Source organism: Chitinophaga sp. Ak27 (assembly GCF_012726295.1).
GTDB lineage: Bacteria > Bacteroidota > Bacteroidia > Chitinophagales > Chitinophagaceae > Chitinophaga.
Window position 1 is genome coordinate 1 of the sequence record NZ_JABAOB010000040.1, and the last position, 285, is coordinate 285.

Below are 285 nucleotides of genomic sequence, written 5' to 3' on the forward strand. Positions count from 1 at the left end.
TATCAGGCGTCCAGTGGATGTCGTCAAAGATGAATACAGAGTACTCGTCGGCAAATTGCAAGCACTGCTCAAAATATGCCAGCGTTGGCTCCTTACGGTGGTTACCGTCTATATACACCCAATCCGGTAACTGCATCTGTTTTAACACATCCGGCAGTACGGTATCAAAATTTCCCGTTACCTGGATAATATTAGGGAGGTGCAAGGTTTCAAAATTTTTCGCCGCCCGGGCGGCAATGTTTGGACAGCCCTCAATGGTATATACTTTTGCTTTGGGAGCCGCTT

At 47.0% G+C, this 285-nt stretch carries 1 protein-coding gene; it reads right to left on the reverse strand.

Annotation, left to right across the window (positions count from 1 at the left end; all coding sequences use genetic code 11):
- Positions 1–285, reverse strand: a 285-nt coding sequence (locus HGH90_RS31540) for a class I SAM-dependent methyltransferase (RefSeq protein ID WP_169192795.1), incomplete at both ends; no start/stop codon positions are given.